This is a genomic window from Pseudomonas sp. LAIL14HWK12:I7 (assembly GCF_000483465.1).
Classification (GTDB): Bacteria; Pseudomonadota; Gammaproteobacteria; order Pseudomonadales; family Pseudomonadaceae; genus Aquipseudomonas; species Aquipseudomonas kermanshahensis.
Window position 1 is genome coordinate 89,368 of sequence record NZ_AXYZ01000012.1, and the last position, 20,057, is coordinate 109,424.

The window sequence follows — 20,057 nt, forward strand, 5'->3', positions numbered from 1 at the left end:
TCAGCAGTCCAGTGGGTTGCGCTTGTCCGGATCGATGCCGAACTTGACGATAGCGTCAGCCACCACTTTCGGTTCGATCTCGCCACGGTCAGCCAAGGCTTCCAGGGCAGCCAGCACCACGAAGTGGCGGTCAACTTCGAAGAAGTGACGCAGCTTCTTGCGGCTGTCGCTGCGACCGTAACCGTCGGTACCCAGGACTTTGAACTCTTTGCTCGGCACCCACTGGCGAATCTGTTCGGCGAACAGCTTCATGTAGTCGGTGGAGGCGATGACCGGGCCTTTGCGACCGTTCAGGCATTCTTCGACGTAAGTCAGCTGAGGCTTCTGGCCAGGCTTGAGGCGGTTGGCGCGTTCCACGGCCAGGCCGTCGCGACGCAGTTCGTTGAAGCTGGTGACGCTCCACACGTCGGCACCGACGTTGAACTCTTCACGCAGGATCTTCGCCGCTTCGCGAACTTCGCGCAGGATGGTGCCGGAGCCCATCAGCTGAACGTGGTGCGCGGCTTCGCGGGTGTCTTCTTCGAGCAGGTACATACCCTTGATGATGCCTTCCTCGACACCGGCCGGCATGGCTGGCTGCTGGTAGGATTCGTTCATCACGGTGATGTAGTAGAAGATGTCCTGTTGCTCTTCGGTCATCTTCTTCATGCCGTCCTGGATGATCACCGCCAGCTCGTAGCCGTAGGTCGGATCATAGGTGCGGCAGTTCGGGATGGTGCCCGCCATCATGTGGCTGTGACCGTCTTCGTGCTGCAGGCCTTCACCGTTGAGGGTGGTACGGCCGGCGGTACCGCCGATCAGGAAGCCACGGGTGCGGCTGTCGCCAGCGGCCCAGGCCAGGTCGCCGATACGCTGGAAGCCGAACATCGAGTAGAAGATGTAGAACGGCAGCATCGGCTGGTTGTGGCAGCTGTACGAGGTACCGGCAGCGATGAACGACGACATGGCGCCGGCTTCGTTGATGCCTTCCTCGAGAATCTGGCCCTTCTTGTCTTCGCGGTAGAACATCACCTGGTCTTTATCGACTGGCTCGTAGAGCTGGCCGACGGACGAGTAGATGCCCAACTGGCGGAACATGCCTTCCATACCGAAGGTACGGGCTTCGTCCGGGATGATCGGGACGATGCGCTGGCCGATTTCCTTGTCCTTGACCAGCTGCGCCAGGATGCGCACGAAGGCCATGGTGGTGGAGATTTCGCGGTCGCCCGAGCCGTCCAGGATCGCTTTCAGCGTTTCCAGGGATGGGGTCGGCACGCTGAAGCTCTTGGCGCGACGTTGCGGCACGAAGCCACCCAGGGCAGCGCGGCGCTCGGCCAGGTACTTGGCTTCGGCAGAACCTTCTTCCGGCTTGAAGAACGGCAGGTTCTCAAGGTCAGCATCCTTGACCGGGATGTCGAAGCGGTCACGGAAGTGACGCAGGCTGTCGACGTCGACCTTCTTGGTGTTGTGCGCGGTGTTCTTGGCTTCGCCTGCACCGGTGCCGTAACCCTTGATGGTCTTGGCCAGGATGACAGTCGGCTGCTCTTTGTGGTTCACCGCCTGGTGATAAGCCGCGTAGACCTTGTACGGGTCGTGGCCGCCACGGTTGAGCTTCCAGATCTCTTCGTCGGACAGGTCTTCGACCATGGCCTTGAGCTCTGGGGTGTTGAAGAAGTTCTCACGCACGTACGCGCCGTCTTTGGCTTTGTAGTTCTGGTACTCGCCGTCGATGACTTCGTCCATGCGGCGCTGCAGGGCACCGTTGGTGTCCTTGGCCAGCAGTGGGTCCCAGAAGCGGCCCCAGACGACTTTGTTGACGTTCCAGCCACCGCCACGGAACACGCCTTCGAGTTCCTGGATGATCTTGCCGTTGCCGCGAACCGGGCCGTCGAGGCGCTGCAGGTTGCAGTTGATGACGAAGATCAGGTTGTCCAGCTTCTCGCGGCCAGCCAGGGCGATTGCGCCCAGGGATTCCGGCTCGTCGCACTCGCCGTCGCCCATGAAGCACCAGACCTTCTGCTTGCCGGCCGGGATGAAGCCACGGGCCTCCAGGTACTTCATGAAGCGCGCCTGGTAGATCGCCTGGATCGGGCCCAGACCCATCGAAACGGTCGGGAACTGCCAGAAGTCAGGCATCAGCCATGGGTGCGGGTACGAAGACAGGCCGTTACCGTCCACTTCCTGACGGAAGTTGTTCATCTGGTCTTCGCTGATGCGGCCTTCCATGAAGGCACGGGCGTAAACGCCTGGCGAAGCGTGGCCCTGGAAGAACACCAGGTCGCCGCCGTGTTCTTCGGTCGGGGCCTGGAAGAAGTAGTTGAAGCCGATGTCGTACAGGGTGGCACTGGAGGCGAAGCTGGAGATGTGGCCGCCCAGGTCCGAGTCCTTCAGGTTGGTGCGCATCACCATGGCCAGCGCGTTCCAACGCACCAACGAGCGAATGCGGCGTTCCATGAACAGGTCGCCAGGCATGCGTGCTTCGTGGGTGACAGGGATGGTGTTGCGGTATGGCGTGGTGATCGCATACGGCAGCTGGGAGCCACTGCGGGTGGCCAGCTCGCCCATACGGGTCATCAGGTAATGAGCGCGGTCTTCGCCTTCTTTGTCGAGGACCGACTCCAGGGCATCCAGCCATTCCTGGGTTTCGATTGGATCGAGGTCTTGCATGGCTTGCTCCAGGGCGGAAAGGCAACCAGAATCGATTGCCTGAGTTTGCGACTGGCCTTATGGGCAGACGTCGTGAATTCTTGGATTACCGGAGTGTGATCCGGCGCCGTGTAGTTTTACTACAAATGCATTCGCATTTCATGCTTTTAGACAGTCGGGGTAGTAGTAAAACTACACAAATGCGGCTTTTGGTCGCACCCCGGCTTGTGGGGAAAAACGTTCATGTTGGTTGGCGATGTGTCGCGAACGGGTGATTCTTGATGTTTTTTGCCAGTGATTGCTTTTTTTCAGCTATTTCCAACTTTTGTATGACAGTCCAACCGTGGTCCGCCTTCCATTTGGCCGCCTTTACCCCTCTCTTTCACGCCGATCAAGGATAGTCCATGCGCCTGCCTTTGCCGCTCGATCTGCCCGCCACCCTGCAACCGCTGGTCGCTCGTAATCAGCAGTTCCTCAGCGAAGCTGTGGCTGGCCACCCCGAACTCGACCTGAACGGTTGCAGCCCGGCCCATCGGCAACAGTTTGACCAAGTTGCTGCCGCCAGCGACTTCGTCCTTGGCCTGGCCCAGCGCGAACCGGCCATGCTGCTCGCCCAGATGGCCAGTGGTGAACTGGACCGCCGCTATGCGCCCGGCGAGTTGCGCGGGCAGATCGCCGCAGTGGCCCAGGCAGCGCAAAGCGAAGACGAGCTGGCGCGTAACCTGCGGCGCGAGCGCAATCGCCAGCAGTTGCGCATCATCTGGCGCGACATTACGCGCCAGGCCGAGCTGGGCGAAACCTGCCGTGACCTGTCCGACCTTGCCGACGCCGCCATCGACGAAGCGTATCAATGGCTGTACCCACGCCATTGCCAGCAGTTCGGCACGCCCATCGGCCACCGCAGCGGCCTGGCGCAGCACATGGTGGTGCTGGGTATGGGCAAGCTGGGGGCGGTGGAGCTGAACCTGTCGTCGGACATCGACCTGATCTTCGCCTTCCCCGAGGGCGGCGAGACTGAAGGGGTGAAGCGCTCGCTGGACAACCAGGAGTTCTTCACCCGCCTGGGTCAGCGCCTGATCAAGGCCCTGGACCCGGTCACCGTCGACGGTTTCGTGTTCCGCGTCGACATGCGCCTGCGCCCTTACGGTTCGGCCGGTTCGCTGGTGCTGAGCTTCAATGCCCTGGAGCAGTACTACCAGGACCAAGGCCGCGACTGGGAACGCTACGCCATGATCAAGGCGCGGGTGGTGGCCGGTGACCAGGCGGCAGGCGCTCAGTTGCAAGAGATGCTGCGCCCGTTCGTCTACCGCCGTTACCTGGACTTCTCGGCCATCGAAGCCCTGCGCACCATGAAGCAGCTGATCCAGCAGGAGGTACGGCGCAAGGGCATGTCCGAGAACATCAAGCTGGGTGCTGGCGGCATCCGCGAGGTGGAGTTCATCGCCCAGGCCTTCCAGCTGATTCATGGCGGGCGAGACCTGAGCCTGCAGCAACGGCCCTTGCTCAAGGTGCTGGCGACCCTCGAAGGGCAAGGTTACCTGCCACCCGCGGTGGTGGCCGAGTTGCGCGAAGGCTACGAATTCCTGCGTTATACCGAGCACGCTATCCAGGCCATCGCCGACCGCCAGACGCAGATGCTGCCGGACAACGAAATTGACCAGGCGCGGGTCGCCTACATCCTCGGCTTCGCCGACTGGCAGGGCTTCCATGACCAATTGATGTACTGGCGCGGCCGGGTCGATTGGCACTTCCGCCAGGTGATTGCCGACCCGGATGATGAGGACGGCGAGGGCGAACTGGTGGTCGGTGGCGAATGGTCGCCGCTGTGGGAGCAGGCGCAGGATGAAGACGCCGCCTGTCGTCAGCTTGAAGAAGCCGGGTTCAAACAACCCGCCGATGCGTTGCGTCGCCTCGCCGGGTTGCGGGGCAGCCCGCAATTGCGCTCGATGCAGCGCATTGGACGCGAACGTTTGGACGCCTTTATTCCAAGGCTCTTGGCCCAGGCCGTGGAGCACCAAGACCCTGACCTGGTGCTTGAACGCGTGCTGCCGCTGGTCGAAGCGGTTGCGCGGCGGTCGGCCTACTTGGTGCTGCTCACCGAAAACCCGGGTGCCTTGCGCCGCCTGTTGACCCTGTGCGCGGCCAGCCCTTGGATCGCCGAGCAGATTGCGCGCTACCCGTTGCTGCTCGACGAGTTGCTCAACGAGGGCCGGCTATTCAGCCCGCCATTGGCGCCGGAGCTGGCCAGCGAACTGCGCGAACGTTTGACGCGCATCCCCGAAGACGACCTGGAACAGCAGATGGAGGCGCTGCGCCACTTCAAGCTGGCCCACAGCCTGCGTGTGGCGGCCTCGGAAATCAGTGGCAACCTGCCGTTGATGAAAGTCAGCGATTACCTGACCTGGCTGGCCGAAGCCATCCTCGACCAGGTGCTGGCCCTGGCCTGGCGCCAGACCGTAGCCCGCCACGGCCAGCCCAAGCGCAGCGACGGCAGCCTGTGCGATCCGGGCTTCATCATCATTGGTTATGGCAAGGTCGGTGGGCTTGAACTGGGCCATGGCTCGGACCTGGACCTGGTGTTCATTCACGATGGCGACCCCCAGGCCGAAACCGATGGCGCCAAGCCGATCGACAGCGCGCAGTTCTTTACCCGCCTGGGCCAGCGCATCATCCACTTGCTGACCACCCAGACCAACTCTGGCCAGCTGTATGACGTGGACATGCGCCTGCGCCCGTCCGGCGCTTCGGGGCTGTTGGTCAGCTCGCTCGGTGCCTTCGAGCGCTATCAACAGAAGGAGGCCTGGACCTGGGAGCACCAGGCCTTGGTGCGTGCGCGTGTGCTGGTCGGCTGCAAACAGGTGGGCGCGGCGTTCGAAGGCGTGCGCGCCAACGTCCTGGGCCAACCCCGTGACCTTGAGACGTTGCGCACCGAAGTCAGTGAGATGCGCGCCAAGATGCGCGGCAATCTCGGCACCAAGGCCACGGCTGCCGGCACCGCAGCCAATGCCTTCGAGGCCGGTGTACCCTTCGATATCAAGCAGGATGCCGGCGGTATCGTCGATATCGAATTTATGGTGCAATACGCGGCTTTGGCCTGGTCTCACGACCACCCGGCCATACTCCGATGGACCGATAACATCCGCATTCTGGAAGAGCTGGAGCAGGCAGGTTTGATGCCGGCCAGTGACGCGGTGCTGTTGCGTGAAGTGTACAAGGCGTTCCGTTCTGCCTCGCACCGCCAGGCCCTGCAGAAGCAGGCCGGGGTGATCGATGCGGCGCAGTTTGCCGATGAACGCCGCGAGGTGCGGCGGATCTGGGGCGAGCTGGGTTTGACTTGATACCGCTGGGGCCCCTGTAGGAGCGGCCTTGTGCCGCGAAGGGCTGCAAAGCAGCCCCAAAGGTCCATGCCTCACCACCGGTGGTACACTGCACGCCACATAGCCTGAATATAAAGAGGGGAGGCCAGGCTGTACCGCAGCCTGTAGCCTCCCCGAGCGTTTCTGGACTAAGCATGAGAATACTGATCATTGGCCCCAGCTGGGTCGGCGACATGGTAATGGCGCAGACCTTGTTCCAGTGCCTGAAACAGCAGCACCCCGACTGCGTGATCGACGTGCTGGCGCCCGAATGGAGCCGGCCGATCCTCGAACGCATGCCCGAGGTGCGCCAAGCGTTGAGCTTCCCGCTTGGCCACGGTGCGCTGGAACTGGCCACCCGACGTCGCATCGGCAAGTCCCTGGCCGGCCAGTACGACCAGGCAATTCTGCTGCCCAACTCGATGAAATCGGCGTTGGTGCCGTTCTTTGCCGGTATTCCCAAACGCACCGGCTGGCGCGGCGAGATGCGCTTCGGCCTGCTCAACGACGTGCGCAAGCTGGACAAGGCACGCTACCCGCTGATGATCGAGCGCTTCATGGCCCTGGCCTATGCGCCGGGCACCGAGCTGCCTCAGCCTTACCCACGCCCCAGCCTGCAGATCGAACCGCAGAGCCGTGACGCCGCCCTGGCCAAGTTCGGCCTGGCACTCGACCGCCCGGTGCTGGCGCTGTGCCCCGGTGCCGAGTTTGGCGAGGCCAAACGCTGGCCGGCCGAGCACTACGCCGCCGTGGCCGAGGCGATGATCCGCCAGGGCTGGCAGGTGTGGTTGTTCGGTTCGAAAAGCGATCACCCCGTCGGCGAGCAGATCCGCGACCGGCTGATCCCGGGCTTGCGTGAAGAATCCTACAACTTGGCCGGCGAAACCTCGCTGGCCGAGGCCATCGACCTGATGTCTTGCGCCGATTCCGTGGTGTCCAACGACTCCGGGCTGATGCACGTGGCGGCCGCGCTGAATCGCCCGCTGGTCGCCGTGTATGGCTCGACCTCGCCGGGTTTCACGCCGCCGCTGGCCGAGCAGGTGGAAGTGGTGCGCACCGGCATCGAATGCAGCCCGTGCTTCGACCGCACCTGCCGCTTCGGCCACTACAACTGCCTGCGCCTGCTCGACCCGCAGCAAGTCATCGCCGCCTTGCACAGCCTGGGCGGTCCGAACCTGATCGATACCGTGGCCGAGGTCGACTAAGTGCGGGTACTGATCATCAAGACATCGTCGCTGGGGGATGTGATCCACACCCTGCCGGCGATCACCGATGCCGCCCATGCGATACCGGGCATTCGTTTCGACTGGGTGGTGGAAGAAGGCTTTGCCGAGATCCCCAGCTGGCACCCGGCAGTCGACCAGGTGATCCCGGTGGCGATCCGTCGCTGGCGCAAGAACATCTGGCAGACCCTCAAGAGCGGCGAGTGGAAGGCGTTCAAGCAGCGCGTTCGCGCGCGCAAGTACGACCTGGTGATCGATGCCCAGGGCCTGGTCAAGTCGGCCTGGCTGACCCGCTACGTCAAGGCACCGGTGGCAGGGTTAGACCGCTACTCGGCGCGCGAAGGCCTGGCCAGCCGTTTTTATGACCGGCGCCTGTCGGTCGCCACGGGCCAGCACGCGGTCGAACGTGTGCGCCAGCTGTTCGCCCTGGCCCTGGCCTACGACTTGCCGGAAGGCATCGGCAACTACGGCCTGGACCTCGATCGCCTGCAATTGCCGCCCGCCGCGCCCTACGTGGTGTTCCTGCACGGCACCACCTGGGCCACCAAGCATTGGCCCGAGGCTTACTGGCGCGAGCTGGCCGAGCGCATGGGCCGGCGCAAGCTGCAAGTGCGCCTGCCGTGGGGCAACCCGGCCGAGAAGGCACGCGCCGAACGTATCGCCCAGGGCTTGAATAACTGCCAGGTACTGCCCAAGTTGAACCTTGTCGGCGTTGCCCGCGTGCTGGCGGCGGCCAAGGCCTGCGTGGCGGTGGACACCGGCCTGGGCCATTTGGCTGCGGCGCTGGATGTGCCGACCATTTCACTGTTCGGCCCGACCAACCCGGGCCTGACCGGCGCCTATGGCCGCGCCCAGGTTCACCAGGCCAGCGATTTCCCCTGTGCGCCGTGCCTGCAGAAAAAGTGCACCTACAAGCCGAGCGCCGATGACCTGCGCCGGTTCGATCTCAAACGCGAGTGGCCGCTGTGCTTCACTCGCCTGAATCCCGAGCATGTGGCGAGCCGCTTGAGCGCGCTGCTGCTGGCTGAGGATGTTCGTTGATGCAACTGGCTTTCGTGCTTTACAAATATTTCCCCTTCGGCGGGCTGCAGCGCGATTTCATGCGCATTGCCCTGGAATGCCAGAAGCGGGGCCACCAGATCCGTGTGTACACGCTGATCTGGGAAGGTGACATTCCGCCTGGCTTCGAAGTGCTGGTGGCGCCGGTCAAGGCGCTGTTCAACCACCGCCGCAACGAGAAGCTCAGCGCCTGGATGGAAGCCGACCTGGCCAAGCGCCCGGTCGACCGCCTGATTGGCTTCAACAAGATGCCGGGGCTGGACGTGTACTACGCCGCCGACGGCTGCTTCGAGGACAAGGCTCAGACCCTGCGTGGTGGCCTCTATAAGCGCTGGGGCCGCTACCGGCACTTTGCCGAGTACGAGCGGGCGGTGTTCGCCAAAGATTCGAAAACCGAGGTGCTGATGATCTCGGAGGTGCAGCAGCCGCTGTTCGTCAAACACTACGGCACCCCGGCTGAACGCTTCCACCTGCTGCCGCCGGGCATTTCCCAGGACCGTCGGGCGCCGGCCAACGCCGCCCAGATCCGCGCCGAGTTCCGCCAGGAATTCAACCTGGGCGACGATGACCTGCTGCTGGTGCAGATCGGTTCGGGCTTCAAGACCAAGGGCGTCGACCGCAGCCTCAAGGCTTTGGCCGCGCTGCCGTCGGCCTTGCGCAAGCGCACCCGGTTGATGGTCATCGGCCAGGACGACCCCAAGGTCTTCCAGTTGCAGAGCGCCACCCTCGGCCTGGGCGACCAGGTGCAGTTCCTCAAGGGGCGTAGCGATATCCCACGCTTCCTGCTGGGCGCTGACCTGCTGATCCACCCGGCCTACAACGAAAACACCGGCACCGTGCTGCTCGAAGCGCTGGTGGCAGGCCTGCCGGTGCTGGTTTCCAAGGTGTGTGGCTATGCCCATTACATCGCCGAAGCCGACAGCGGCTTGGTGCTGGACGAGCCGTTCGAACAGGAACAGCTCAACGGCTACCTGCAACGCATGCTCGAAGACCCGCAGGCCCGTGCCGACTGGTCGCGCAACGGCCTGGCCTTTGCCGATACGGCCGACCTGTACAGCATGCCGCAGCATGCTGCTGATGTGATCCTGGGGCAGGAGACCGCATGAAGCTGATACTGGCCGAACCCTTCAAGCGCTTGTGGGCCGGGCGTGATGCCTTCGAGGCCGTGGAAGCGCTGCAAGGCGAGGTGTACCGCGAGCTGGAAGGGCGCCGCACGCTGCGCACCGTCGTCGAGGGCGAGGGGTTTTTCGTCAAGATCCACCGCGGCATCGGCTGGGGTGAGATCTTCAAGAACCTGTTCAGCGCCAAGCTGCCGGTGCTCGGTGCCGGCCAGGAATGGCGAGCCATCCAGCGCCTGCACGAGGTCGGCGTGCCGACCATGACCGCCGTCGCCTATGGCGAGCGCGGCAGCAACCCGGCCACTCAGCATTCGTTCATCGTGACCGAAGAACTGGCGCCGACCATCAGCCTGGAAGACTTCAGTATCGACTGGGTCAAGCAGCCGCCCGCGCCACGCCTCAAGCGTGCGCTGATCGCCGAAGTGGCGAAGATGACTGGCGGCATGCACCGCGCCGGGGTCAACCACCGCGACTGCTACATCTGCCACTTCCTGCTGCACACCGATCGCCCGGTGACGCCAGAAGACTTCAAACTGTCGGTCATCGACCTGCACCGTGCCCAGACCCGGGCGAAAATCAGCCGCCGCTGGCGTGACAAAGACCTGGCCGCGCTGTACTTCTCGGCGCTGGACATCGGCCTGACCCGGCGCGACAAGCTGCGCTTTTTGCGTGGCTACTTCCAGCGCCCGCTGCGCCAAGTGCTTGCCGACGAGGCCGCGTTGCTCGCCTGGCTGGAACGCAAGGCGCAGAAACTCTATGACCGCAAACAACGCTATGGGGATGCACTCTGATGGCGGGTTGGACACTGGCGCCAGGCTACGAACACCTGGCGGCGGATTTCGGCAGCCTTGACGCAGTCTTCGCCCTGCAGGGTGAACGCCTGACCCGCGACCCGCTCAGTGAAGTGGTGCGCATCGAGCGCGAGGGCGTCAATTACTACGTCAAGCGTTACACCGGGGCGGGCAAGCACATGCGCCGCTACCTCGGCCGGCCGCGCATCAAGGCCGAATGGCAAAACCTCAAGCAGTTCGCCAAGTGGGGCATTCCCACCGCCGAAGTGGTCGCCTGGGGCCTGGAGCGCAAGGGCCTGGCGTTTGGCCGCGGGGCGATGATCACCCGCGAGCTGCCGCGCACCGAAGACCTGTCGGCCTTGGCCGAACGCAAAGACCCGCGCCTGGCTGACCCCGCCTGGGTCGACCACGTCAGCCGCCAACTGGCGCGCCACACTCGGGTCATGCACGAGCACCGTTTTGCCCACAACGACTTGAAGTGGCGCAACCTGCTGGTCGACGACCAGGGCACGCTGTTCTTCATCGACTGCCCGACCGGCGACTTCTGGCGCGGCTTCATGTGGCGGCACCGGATGATCAAAGACTTGGCGTGCCTGGACAAGGTCGCCAAATACCACCTGTCGGCGACCCAGCGCCTGCGTTTCTACCTGCAATACCGTGGTCGCGACAGGCTCAACGCCCGCGACAAGCAGCGGATTCGCCAAGTGCTGAGCTTTTTCGAGGGAAGGGAATGACCGATTACCTGGCCAGCGCGGACCTCGCGCTGCTCAAACGCCACGGCTTGAACGATTTCGACGCGCTGTGGGCGCTGCAGCTCGATGCCGTGGACGAGCCCAACACCGGGCGTGGGGGCTGGAGCAGCGTGTTCCGCCTGGAACTCGAAGGCAAGGGCTACTACCTCAAGCGCCAGAGCGACTACCTCACCCGTACCTTGCACCGGCCATTCGGCGAGCCAACCTTCGCCCGCGAATTCCGCAACATCAGCCGCTACCAGAAGCTGCACATTCCGGCCTTGCAAGCGGTGTTCTATGGCGAGCGCAAGCAGGCCGGCGAGCACCGGGCGATCCTCATGACCCGTGCCCTGGACGAGTGGGCCGACCTGGACAGCCTGCTGGCTCAGTGGCCGCAGTTGGGCGAGGCCGAACGCAACGGCATCCTCGAGGCCTGCGGCCAGTTGGCGCGCACGCTGCACAGCGCTGGCCAGGTGCACGGCTGCTTCTACCCCAAGCACATCTTCCTACGGCAACGCCGCGAAGGCTGGGACGCCCAATTGATCGACCTGGAAAAAACCCGGCCCCTGCTGTTCGGCATGCGTGACCGGCTCAAGGACCTGGAGCCCCTGTTGCGCCGTGCCCGGGCCTGGAGCGAGGCGGATGTGCGCCACCTGCTGGCAGCCTACCTGGTGCAGCCGGCGGACAGCACGCTGGTCGGCACCTGGCTGCAACGCCTGACGCAACGCCGTCGTGAAAAAGAGGCCCGCTGATGCGTTTGTCTGAACTGAAAGAGGCCGGGCGCGCCCCGGCGTTGCCCCTGAACGTGAGCTTGGCCGATGCCGCCGGCAGCGCCGAGCTGCAACTGCTCAGCCTGCTGCGCGTGCTGCCCGGCCAGCGTTATGTGGGTGCTGGTGTCTGGCGCGGCACGCCGGTGCTGGCCAAGCTGTTGGTGGGCAGCAATGCTGCCCGGCACTTCCAGCGCGAGCTGCAAGGCGTCAAGTGGCTGGCCGAGCAGGGCCTGACCACGCCGAAACTGCTGGCCGATGGTTTGAAGGAAGGCGAGGGCGGCTGGCTGCTGTTCGCGTTTCTGGATGGCGCCGAAAGCCTGGCCGATGCCTGGGCCGCCGTGGAGCACCTGCCGGTACTGGCAGACGAGCAACACGCGGTGTTGGGTGAGGCGCTGACGGCGGTGGCGCAGATGCACGCCAAGGGCTTGTGGCAGGAAGACCTGCACCTGGACAACCTGCTGCGCCATGGCGGCAAGCTGTACCTGATCGACGGCGCGGGCATCAAGGCCGAGACCCCGGGCCAGCAGTTGTCGCGCCCGCGTGTGCTGGAAAACCTCGGCGTGTTCTTCGCCCAATTGCCCAAGCGCCTGGAGCCGTTCATCGAAGAGCTGTTGGTGCATTACCTGTTGGCCAATGCCGAGCACGCGCTGCCACTCGAAGCGCTGCAGAAGCAGGTGGACAAGGTGCGCAACTGGCGCCAGAAGGACTACCTGGAAAAGGCCGGCCGCGAGTGCTCGCTGTTCAGCGTCGAGCGCAGCCTTTCGGGCCTGCGGGCGATTCGCCGCGCTGAGGTGCAGGCCATGCTGCCGGTGCTGGAACACGCTGATGAGCTGATCGACAAGGGCCACTTGTACAAGACCGGTGGCGCCGCCAGTGTGGCCCGCATCGAGGTCGATGGCCGGCAACTGGTGCTCAAACGCTACAACATCAAGAACACTGCGCACTGGTTCAAGCGCTTCTGGCGCCCGAGCCGGGCCTGGCACTCGTGGATCGAAGGCCATCGCCTGGAATTTCTCGACATCGCCACGCCACGCCCTCTGGCAGTGCTAGAGGAGCGTGTCATGGGCCTGCGCAGCCGTGCCTATCTGGTCACCGACTATGTCGATGGCCCGGACCTGACCGCGTGCTTCGCGCCCTATGTGGAAAACGGCGAGGCACCTGAAGAGCAGGTCGACGCGCTGGTGAAGGTCATGCAGCAACTGATCCGCGAGCGCATCAGCCATGGCGACTTCAAGGGCCATAACCTGTTCTGGGATAACGGCCAGTGGTCGCTGATCGACCTCGATGCCATGTGCCAGCACGCCACCCAGCTCAGCTTCGCCCCGGCCTATGCCCGTGACCGGGCGCGGCTGCTGCGCAACTGGCCGCGTGACAGTGCCTTGCATCAGCGGCTGGACCGGTTGCTGCCGCGGTTGTCCGAATAAGCTGCCGGCAGCGCCAGCCAGTTGCTGCTGCGGCCGGTCTGGCGCACGCGGATGCGCCATTGCGCATCCTGCCAGCGCAGCACTGCCCACGCGGGCACCGCGCCGCGCAGCGTCTCAGGCAGTACCAGGTGGTAGTGAGCGGCGAGCAGATGGCGGCGCACGGGTAACTGGTGGCTGCCTAGTTGCAGGTACAGCGTGGTGTTGTCCTGAATCAGCTGGGCATCGTCTTCGCTCGCGGTGCCTTGTAACGGGGTGGACAGGCGGCAGTCTTCCAACAGTTGCTGGATATTCGGCAACCCGTCGTACCAGAGCACTGGGGAGTCGACCACCCAACTGCCATCCAGGCAGCGCTTGATCGGCAGCTTCAGGTAGGTGTTCGGCTGGTTCGGGTCGGTGGCGCGCCAGCGTGTGCCGTCGAAGGTGACATTGAAGTAGCGGCCCAGGTTATCCCTCACGTAGTACTGCGACAGGCCGGGGCTCGCCGACTGCTGTTCGTACACGGCCTCGTCGTGCAGCGCATCGATGCGGTAGCGCAGCCTGGCTACGTCAGGGGTCGCTTCGTAATGCCGGGGCAGCGGCACCGGTGGCGGCTTGGGCAGGCCGCGCATGACCCGGCGCATCAGCCCAGAGCCTGCCATGTCGTTGATCCCCGCGGTGGCGTGGCCAAGAGCGGCGACTGCGTGATGGAGCGCGCCGTTATGGTCGGCCCGGTCGAGCGCTTCGAAACCGTCCCAGATGGAAATGCCCATGCGCCCGAACGCCAGTGCGGTCGAGCCCGCCTGCGGCAGCACCAGGGTGAGGATATCCAGCACCAGCCTGAGCACATTGACCGAAAACTCCCCCAGCAGCTCTTGATTGCTGCGGGTCACGGCATTGGCTTGGGCCATCAGGGTGTTGACCTCGGCGCGGTAGAGGGCGTCGTACAGGTTGCCGGTGATGGTCTGCAAGCTGATGTGTGAGCCCAGGCGGCCCTGTACCAGCAGTGCCTCCAGGCTTCTTCGGTTGCCCAGCGGCAAGCGTTGCAACACATAGTGGCGCAACTGCGCATCGCTGCGCACGGCGCGGATCAGCGCCCGAGCGTTGTTGTATTCACGCCAGGGGCGGCGGTCTGGCGCGTCGGGGCTGTAGACCACGATGCGGTAAGAGTGCTCTGGCGAGACCAGTAGCACGACACCTTGCAGGGTTTGCCCCTGGATCAGCATCTGCCGGGCGATCACCTGTTGTTCGTTGCGGTGCGGCCGGTTGTGGCTGTCGGGTGAGTGAATGACGCAGTCGGCCCAGCCATAACCCTGTTCGAGCGTGCTCGGCTGAAAATGCCCGGCATAACGCGCCTTGACCGCTTCGGCGTGCATGCGCGTGCGGCTCAGGTGCGCGTAGGCCTGCTGGCGCCAGCGGCCATGGGGCGATTCGAGCAGTTGGGTTCGCAGGTAGGCTTGGTAGCCGCTACCAGCATTCAGGCGCCGCACGATTTGCTTGACCCGCAGTGGCGTCAGGGCTGGCAGCGGCTGGTCGGCGTCGAGGTGCACGCGGGCGGTCAGCCAGTAATCGACGTCGAACCAGGCGATATTGAGCAGTGCCAGTTCATCTAACCGGTAGCTTTGGTTGACCAGTTCAATCGTCCCGCCAGCGTGCGGGCGGCTGGCCACGGGGATGTAGGCGCTGGTGTCGAGCGGGTTGCTGACGGGGCCGACCTGGCGCGCCAGGGTCACGCTGATCGAGATCTGCTCCGGTGCGGTGTCGATACCGGGGTCTTGCTGCAGAAACTCGCGCAGCCGCTGGCGCACCCAGGCCAGCAGGGTGTGGCGTTGGTTGAACTGCTCCAACGTGAGGATGCCTGGCGCGGCGGCGGCCTTGATGGCCGCCACCTGCTCTTGCATGGCTTGCATGATGTGGGCAACGCCTTGCTGCGAGGTCGAGCGCAACCAGTCGGGCATGTGCTTTTCCAGCAACAGGCCATAGCGGGTGGCTACAGGACCTTGGCTGCCGAGCTCGCGGTGCAGGTCCAGTGCGTTGCTCAGTTGGGCGTCGAGGTGTTCGATACTGCGTTGCAGGCCCTGCGCCCAGGCGGCCTGCCAAGCGGCGGTCAGGCGCTTGCCATGGGCCTCGCGAATGGCCAGGGCCTGCGCCTCGGCGAGGTCCTCGCTGAACCAGTCGTAGCGCAGGCGTTCGGCCCGGTGGGCATGTTGGCGGTCTGCGCTCACCACCAGCAGCCGGGTCAGCGGTTCGCTCTGCACCGGGTCTTCGAGGCGTTCGCATAATTCCACGTGCAAGGCGGCCAGGCTGTCGAACGCTTCGATGCCATGCACGATGCTGCACAAAAGCACCCGCCCGACCGGTTCCTGCGCGTCGAGCAAGCGGCCCTCCGGGCCGTTCTCGGTGAGGATCAGCACGCCTGGCAAGTGGCTGCGCCAGTTGGGCGCCGAGCCCGACAGCAACGGGCGGTACAGCTGCGGGCGGCTGGCGGCGGGCAGGTGCTGGCGTTGCCAGGGCTGTGGGTATTCAAGGCAAGTAGTCAGCAACCGGGCGTGCTCCACAGACAAGGTCTGGTCGTGGCTGCGCAAGCGCATCTCTGTGAACAGTTGATCGCGGCGCAGGATGGCCAGGCGTGCTTGCCGGCTCAGTCCATTTTCGTCACGCGCCAGCCAATAGCTGGCCAGGCGCGCATGCAGGTCTTGGCGAAGCGTCGCGCAGAAGCGTTCGATGTGGGCGTTGAAGTCGCTTGGCAGGTTGAGCGGGCGGTCGTCGTGTCGGGCTTGCGCACCGGCCGGTGGCTTGAAGGCGCCGCCGTCGAACAGGTGAAAGCCGACCAGGTCCAGCAGGCGCAAGCGCCCGAAGTACAAGGTTCGGGCGGTGATCGCTGAGTTGGGGAACAGGGTGTTCAGGGCTTGGTCGAGGCTGTGTTCCACACCCGGCAAGGGGGGCAGTAGTGCGTCGAGTTGGCTGTCCAGCGACTGGAGGCGCAGCAGCGGTGTCATGGCCTATCTCCTGGTGAAAGAGGACCATGCTGCACCGCGTTGGCCGGGTGGCTGCGTTAACCCGTTACCTCAGCGCCGCCAGAAGCCGCGCAGTGCCAAGTACGCCGGCAGGCCCAGGCCCACCCAGGACAAGCCATCCCACGCGCCGTCGCCCAGCAGCGCAGCGAACAGGCCCAAGGCACCGAGCAGGGCGATGAGTGCCGGCCAGGCGAAAATCTTAGTGGTCGATCGCGACGCGTGGCTCATGGCTTGGCCTCCCGTGGTTTGCGCTGCTTGCCCCACCACAGGTACAGGCCGCTGCCGAGCACGATGAGGGTCAGCACGTCGAGCACCGCCCAGAGGATCTGCATGGGGCGCCCGCCGTAGTCACCGAAGTGCAGCGGCTGCGACAGGCCCATGGCGTCCATGTACCAGGGCCGTTCGCCGACGGCGGTCACCTGCAGGGTCTGCGCATCGATCAGCACCGGGGTGAGCAGGTGCGAGGTCAGGTGCGTGGCGCCTTTCATGAACACGGCGTAGTGGTGCTCGCTGGAAAAGCGCGTGCCAGGGAAGGCGATGAAATCCGGGCGCATGCCGGGCGCCGCGTGCTCAGCGATGGCCAACAGGCGGCTGGCCGGAGCGCGTTCGGTGAGCGGCGGGGCATCACGGTAGGGGGCGACCATGGCGGCCAGGCTGTCGTTGCGCCAGGCGGCGATGACCAGGTCGGACAGTGCACTGATCACACCGGTGACGCCAACCGTCAGCGCCCAGGCCAGGGTCACCACGCCGATCAGGTTGTGCAGGTCGAGCCAACGCAAGCGGCGGGACTTGTCGTGGCGCACCGTGGCGAAATCCAGGCGGCGCATGAACGGCGCGTAGAGCACGGTGCCAGAGACGATCGCCACGACGAACAGCACGCCCATGAACGCCAGCAGCAACTTGCCAGGCAGGCCGGCGAACAGGTCCACGTGAAGGCGCAGCATGACCATCATGAACCCGCCGTTCGCAGCCGGCATGGCAACGGCTTCGCCGGTGCGGGCGTCGAGCATGAAGGTGTGCGACGAATTGGGCTCGCTGCCGGCGGTCGCGGCCATGATCGCCACCACGCCGTTGGGCTCGTCCTCGTCATAGCCAAAGTACTGCATCACCTCGCCTGGGCGGTGTTGTTCGGCCTTGAGCACCAGCTGTTGCAGGTCGAGGTGCGGGGTGCCGGCGGGCATCTCGCGCAGTTCGGGAGCGTCACCGAGCAGGTGTTCCAGCTCGTGGTGGAAGATCAGCGGGAGGCCGGTGAGGGCCAGCAACAGCAGGAACAGGGTACAGACCAGGCTGCTCCAGGTGTGGATGAAGGACCAGCGGCGGATGGTTGAGCTTTTCATATCATTTTGTTTCTCGACGTCCAGAAAGACCAAAGCCGCCCCTTGAAGGACGGCTTGGTCGGCGCGCGTGGGTCGTCAGGTCATCACCATTTGTAGGTGGCGCTGGCGACGACGCTGCGCTCATCTCCGTAGTAGCAGTAGTAACTGTCACAGGTGGAGAGGTAGTCCTTGTTGAACACGTTGGTCGCGTTGACCGCCACCGACGCGCCTTTGAGGCTGTTGTTCAGGCGGCCGAGGTCATAGTGCACCGAGGCATCGAACACGGTGTAGGCATTGGCCTTGCCCAGGTAGGTGTTGGCCTGGTCGCCATAGGTATTGCCGGTGTAGCGCGCGCCACCGCCGATGCCAAAACCGTCAAGCACGCCGCTGTGCCAGGTGTAGTCGGCCCACAGCGAGGCTTGCTGGTTGGGCATCAGTTGCAGGCGGTTGCCTTTGTAGTCGCCTTTTTGCACTTCGGACTTGGCCAAGGTGTAGGCAGCAGTCAGCTTGAGGTTTTCGCTGACGTCGGATACCGCTTCCAGCTCCAGGCCGCGCACTTTCACTTCGCCGGTCTGGCTGGTGACGCTCACGTTGCCGATGGTGTTGGTGACCGAGACGTTTTTCTGGGTCAGGTCATACACGGCGGCCGACAGCAACGTGTTGGAACCTGGCGGTTGGTATTTGATACCCAGCTCCCATTGCTTGCCTTCGGTCGGTTTGAACGACTCCGTGGCAGACACGGCGGCATTGCTGACCGGCTGGAACGACTCCGCATACGACAGGTACGGTACAAAGCCCGAGTCGAACACATAGCTGATCGCCGCGTTACCGCTGAATTGCTTGTCACGTTGGGTGTTGGTGGCATCGCCCTGGTTGAGGTACTTGGTGCCGGTGTGCACCCAGTCTTCCCGGCCACCCAGGGTCAGGCGCCAGTTGTTCAGTGCCATCTGGTCCTGAACATACAGGCCCGTCTGACGGGTTTTCTGGTTGTAGTCATAGAACGCCGTGGAGCGATCCGGGCGGGTGATCGGCAGCCCGTAAACCGGGTTGTTGACGTTGCTGTTCGGTACGTTGAAGCCGTAGATCGACAGGTAGTTGGTGTTGACGCGCTGGTGGTCCAGGCCGATCAGCAGGGTGTGGGTAATGTCCCCGCTGGCGAAGTCAGCCTGGAAGTTGTTGTCCACGGCGAATTGGCTGATGTCTTCGTCGACGTTGGTGGACATGCGGCTGACGGTACCATCGTCTTGCACCGGGCCACCGGGCGCGTAGTAGCTGCCGGGGGTGATGGTCTGGAACGCCAGGTCCGACTTGGTGTAGCGCAGGTTTTGGCGGAACTGCCAGACATCGTTGATGCGATGCTCGAAGGCATAGCCCAGCGCGTAGTAGGTACGGTCGTAGAACTCGTAGTCCGGATCGCCCAGGTTTTTGTGGTGGGAGATCTTGCCGAACGGCATGTCGATCTTGGTGCCCTGGATCGGCCGAAACTGGCTGGTGGCGCCGGTATCGTCGCGGGTGAACTGGGTCAGCAAGGTCAGCGAGGTGTCGTCGTCGATGTTCCAGGTCAGGCTCGGGGCGATGTTGTAGCGCTTGTCGTCGATATGGTCGATCTGGGTGCCGCCATCGCGGATCACGCCACTGACGCTGTACAGAAACTGGCCCTGGTCGTCGATTTTGCCGGTGCTGGCGAAGTTGATCTGGCGGTGGTTGTCGCTGCCGTACTGCAGTTCGATTTCGTGGGCGCTTTCAGCTTGTGGGCGACGGCTGACCATGTCCAGCAGGCCGCCCGGTGGGGTTTGCCCGTAGATCGAGGACGCCGGGCCGCGCAGCAGTGCGAGGCGGTCGAGGTTCCAGGTTTCGGCTTTCGGGTTGGCGTACACGCCACGGGGCAATGGCAGGCCATCGAGGAACTGGGTCGGCTCGAAGCCACGCACGCGCATCCAGTCATAGCGTGTGTCGCTGCCGAAGCTGGCGGACACGATGCCGGGCATGTAGCGCACGGCATCATCCAGGCTGTGCACGCCGCGGTCGGCCATTTGCTGGCGCGTGGCAACAGAGATTGAGCGGGGCACTTCGACCAGCGCGGTATCGGTCTTGGTGCCGGCGGCGGTGCGCTGGGCGAGGTAGCCCTCTACCGGGCCCCAGGCGCTTTCGCTGACGCTGTCGGCGTTCACGGTGGTTTCCGGCAGTGCCAGGGTGCCGTCCGGGACGGCCACCAGGCTGTAGCTGCCAACGCTGCTCTGCTGCAGCTGCAAGCCGGTGCCGCGCAGGGCGGCCTGCAGGGCGCCGATGCCGTCGTACTGGCCGTTGACCGGGGCCGAGGTGCGGCCGCTGACCAGCGCCGGGTCGATGGCCAGGGCGATGCCTGATTGGCTGGCGATCTGGTTGAGGGTGCTGGCCAGGGGCGCGCTAGGCAGGTCGTAGGCGCGCTGGGCGGATTGCTCGGCGGCGAACAGGGCAGGGCTGGCCAGCGGCACGGCCAGGCCGATGGCCAGGGCCATCAGGCTGGGGCGCAGGATACGATCGACAGTACGGGACATGCAGCGGCTCCAAGACGGATAAGTGCTAACTGCTTCCTTGCCGAGCGAGATTTCAAAAGTGACAGGGGCTGTCGAAAAAAAAGTAAAAAGACTTCAAGAGCCGGCGATGCCCGT

At 64.3% G+C, this 20,057-nt stretch carries 13 protein-coding genes; 8 read left to right on the forward strand and 5 right to left on the reverse strand.

The features are described from left to right. Positions 1-2,646, reverse strand: a complete 2,646-nt coding sequence (aceE, locus tag D886_RS0112880) for a pyruvate dehydrogenase (acetyl-transferring), homodimeric type (RefSeq protein ID WP_027594324.1) — start codon at positions 2,644-2,646, stop codon at positions 1-3. Positions 2,647-3,029: 383 nt separating this feature from the next. On the opposite strand from aceE, the gene glnE reads away from it, so the two are divergent. From glnE to D886_RS0112920, 8 genes are all read left to right on the forward strand, one after another. Further along, positions 3,030-5,963 (forward strand): bifunctional [glutamate--ammonia ligase]-adenylyl-L-tyrosine phosphorylase/[glutamate--ammonia-ligase] adenylyltransferase, encoded by a 2,934-nt coding sequence (gene glnE / locus D886_RS0112885; protein ID WP_027594325.1) that lies wholly within the window; start codon positions 3,030-3,032, stop codon positions 5,961-5,963. A 173-nt stretch (positions 5,964-6,136) separates the two neighbouring features. Beyond that, complete coding sequence (gene waaF / locus D886_RS0112890; protein ID WP_027594326.1) at positions 6,137-7,186, forward strand: lipopolysaccharide heptosyltransferase II; 1,050 nt, start codon at positions 6,137-6,139, stop codon at positions 7,184-7,186. Further along, positions 7,187-8,245 (forward strand): lipopolysaccharide heptosyltransferase I, encoded by a 1,059-nt coding sequence (waaC, locus tag D886_RS0112895; RefSeq protein WP_027594327.1) that lies wholly within the window; start codon positions 7,187-7,189, stop codon positions 8,243-8,245. Beyond that, a complete protein-coding gene (locus tag D886_RS0112900) occupies positions 8,245-9,369 on the forward strand; it encodes a glycosyltransferase family 4 protein (protein WP_027594328.1) in 1,125 nt (374 codons plus the stop codon). The genes waaC and D886_RS0112900 overlap by 1 nt, the downstream gene beginning before the upstream one ends. Beyond that, positions 9,366-10,172, forward strand: a complete 807-nt coding sequence (rfaP, locus tag D886_RS0112905; protein ID WP_027594329.1) for a lipopolysaccharide core heptose(I) kinase RfaP — start codon at positions 9,366-9,368, stop codon at positions 10,170-10,172. The genes D886_RS0112900 and rfaP overlap by 4 nt, the downstream gene beginning before the upstream one ends. Next, entirely contained in the window at positions 10,172-10,906 is a 735-nt protein-coding gene (locus D886_RS0112910; RefSeq protein WP_027594330.1) for a lipopolysaccharide kinase InaA family protein, read from the forward strand. Before rfaP ends, D886_RS0112910 begins: the two co-directional genes overlap by 1 nt. Continuing rightward, complete coding sequence (locus D886_RS0112915) at positions 10,903-11,655, forward strand: lipopolysaccharide kinase InaA family protein (RefSeq protein ID WP_027594331.1); 753 nt, start codon at positions 10,903-10,905, stop codon at positions 11,653-11,655. Before D886_RS0112910 ends, D886_RS0112915 begins: the two co-directional genes overlap by 4 nt. Continuing rightward, positions 11,655-13,097 carry a lipopolysaccharide kinase InaA family protein gene (locus D886_RS0112920; RefSeq protein ID WP_027594332.1) on the forward strand — a complete coding sequence of 481 codons (1,443 nt, stop codon included), beginning with the start codon at positions 11,655-11,657 and terminating at the stop codon, positions 13,095-13,097. Before D886_RS0112915 ends, D886_RS0112920 begins: the two co-directional genes overlap by 1 nt. Here the strand turns inward: D886_RS0112920 and D886_RS0112925 are convergent. The 4 genes from D886_RS0112925 to D886_RS0112940 form a co-directional block, all read right to left on the reverse strand. Then, positions 13,058-16,072 (reverse strand): dermonecrotic toxin domain-containing protein, encoded by a 3,015-nt coding sequence (locus tag D886_RS0112925; protein WP_027594333.1) that lies wholly within the window; start codon positions 16,070-16,072, stop codon positions 13,058-13,060. The genes D886_RS0112920 and D886_RS0112925 overlap by 40 nt on opposite strands. Before the next feature lie 69 nt (positions 16,073-16,141). Next, positions 16,142-16,318 carry a hypothetical protein gene (locus tag D886_RS28370; RefSeq protein ID WP_172960334.1) on the reverse strand — a complete coding sequence of 59 codons (177 nt, stop codon included), beginning with the start codon at positions 16,316-16,318 and terminating at the stop codon, positions 16,142-16,144. After that, positions 16,315-17,427 (reverse strand): PepSY domain-containing protein, encoded by a 1,113-nt coding sequence (locus D886_RS0112935; protein WP_027594334.1) that lies wholly within the window; start codon positions 17,425-17,427, stop codon positions 16,315-16,317. Before D886_RS0112935 ends, D886_RS28370 begins: the two co-directional genes overlap by 4 nt. 83 nt (positions 17,428-17,510) lie before the next feature. Further along, entirely contained in the window at positions 17,511-19,943 is a 2,433-nt protein-coding gene (locus D886_RS0112940; RefSeq protein ID WP_027594335.1) for a TonB-dependent siderophore receptor, read from the reverse strand. Between the last annotated feature and the right edge of the window lie 114 nt (positions 19,944-20,057).

Bases quoted from the DNA above. Each gene is read 5' to 3' on its own strand.
- D886_RS0112910 (WP_027594330.1), top strand. From the start codon at position 10,172: ATGGCGGGTTGGACACTGGCGCCAGGCTACGAACACCTGGCGGCGGAT.
- D886_RS0112920 (WP_027594332.1), top strand. From the start codon at position 11,655: ATGCGTTTGTCTGAACTGAAAGAGGCCGGGCGCGCCCCGGCGTTGCCC.
- D886_RS0112935 (WP_027594334.1), bottom strand. From the start codon at position 17,427: ATGAAAAGCTCAACCATCCGCCGCTGGTCCTTCATCCACACCTGGAGC.
- rfaP (WP_027594329.1), top strand. From the start codon at position 9,366: ATGAAGCTGATACTGGCCGAACCCTTCAAGCGCTTGTGGGCCGGGCGT.
- waaF (WP_027594326.1), top strand. From the start codon at position 6,137: ATGAGAATACTGATCATTGGCCCCAGCTGGGTCGGCGACATGGTAATG.
- aceE (WP_027594324.1), bottom strand. From the start codon at position 2,646: ATGCAAGACCTCGATCCAATCGAAACCCAGGAATGGCTGGATGCCCTG.
- D886_RS0112915 (WP_027594331.1), top strand. From the start codon at position 10,903: ATGACCGATTACCTGGCCAGCGCGGACCTCGCGCTGCTCAAACGCCAC.
- D886_RS0112925 (WP_027594333.1), bottom strand. From the start codon at position 16,072: ATGACACCGCTGCTGCGCCTCCAGTCGCTGGACAGCCAACTCGACGCA.
- glnE (WP_027594325.1), top strand. From the start codon at position 3,030: ATGCGCCTGCCTTTGCCGCTCGATCTGCCCGCCACCCTGCAACCGCTG.
- D886_RS0112900 (WP_027594328.1), top strand. From the start codon at position 8,245: ATGCAACTGGCTTTCGTGCTTTACAAATATTTCCCCTTCGGCGGGCTG.
- D886_RS28370 (WP_172960334.1), bottom strand. From the start codon at position 16,318: ATGAGCCACGCGTCGCGATCGACCACTAAGATTTTCGCCTGGCCGGCA.
- D886_RS0112940 (WP_027594335.1), bottom strand. From the start codon at position 19,943: ATGTCCCGTACTGTCGATCGTATCCTGCGCCCCAGCCTGATGGCCCTG.